This is a genomic window from Microbacterium sp. A20, assembly GCF_004794515.1.
GTDB lineage: Bacteria > Actinomycetota > Actinomycetes > Actinomycetales > Microbacteriaceae > Microbacterium.
Map to the genome: position 1 here is coordinate 1 of NZ_SSDF01000015.1, position 1,379 is coordinate 1,379.

Here is a 1,379-nt window from a genome sequence, read left to right on the forward strand (position 1 = left end):
ATCGCCGCCTCGCCGACCTCGATCACCGCGGATGGCTCGAGTACGTCGACGATCACCGTCACCCTCCTGGATGCGAACGGGAACGTGGTCGCGGATGCGGGCGATGTCGTCGGTCTGGCGACCACGGCCGGCACGTTGTCGGGTGTGACCGACAACGGCGACGGGACCTACAGCGCCACCTTGACATCGGCGACCGTGGTCGGGAGTGCGACGGTGTCGTTCACGATCGACGATGCGGATGCGGACGCCACGGCGACCGTGGCATTCGTCGCCGGTGCGGCGGACACCGGTACGTCGACCATCGCCGCCTCTCCGACCTCGATCACCGCGGACGGCACGAGTACGTCGACGATCACCGTCGCGCTGCTCGATGCGAACGGCAACGTCGTGGCGGATGCGGGCGATGTGGTGGCTCTGTCGACGACGGCCGGCACCCTTTCGGTCGTGACCGACAACGGCGACGGCACGTATGCGGCCACGCTGACGTCGGCGACGACGGTCGGTTCGGCGACGGTCTCGTTCACGATCGACGATGCGGATGCGGACGCCACCGCGACCGTCGCATTCGTCGCCGGTACGGCGGATGTCGGCACGTCGACGATCGCCGCGTCGCCGACCTCGATCACCGCCGACGGGACCAGCACGTCGACGATCACCGTCACCCTGCTCGATGCGAACGGCAACGTCGTCGCTGACGCCGGCGGCGTCGTCGCACTGTCGACGACGGCCGGGACGCTCTCGGGTGTGACCGACAACGGCGACGGCACCTACACGGCCGTGCTGACGTCGGCGACCGCGGCGGGCAGCGCGACGGTCTCGTTCACGATCGACGATGTCGATGCGGACGCGACCGCGACGGTGGCGTTCGTCCCCGGTGCGGCGGACGTGGACACGTCGACGATCGCCGCGTCGCCGACCTCGATCACCGCGAACGGCACGAGCACCTCGACCGTGACCGTCACCCTGCTCGATGCGAACGGGAACGTCGTCACGGATGCGGGCGATGTCGTCGACCTGGCGACCACGGTGGGCACGCTCTCGGCCGTGACCGACAACGGCGACGGAACCTACTCGGCGGAGCTCACGTCGGCGACGACGGTCGGCAGCGCCACGATCTCGTTCACGATCGACGACGATGATGCGACGGCGACCGCGACGGTGGCGTTCGTCGCCGGCTCCGCCGACCTCGGTACCTCGACCATCGGGGCCTCCCCGGCGTCGATCACGGCCGACGGCACGAGTACGTCGACCGTGACGGTGACGCTGCGGGACGCTGAGGGCAACGCCGTCGCGGATGCCGGTGACGTCGTCGATCTGGCGACCACGGCCGGCACGCTGTCCGCGGTGACCGACAACGGCGACGGCACGTACACCGCCAC

Annotated in this window: 1 protein-coding gene; it reads left to right on the forward strand. The window is 69.8% G+C overall.

The genetic code is table 11. The annotated features are described in order from the left end of the window. On the forward strand, positions 1-1,379 hold a 1,379-nt coding region (locus DW298_RS00095; protein WP_240744943.1), incomplete at both ends, for an Ig-like domain-containing protein.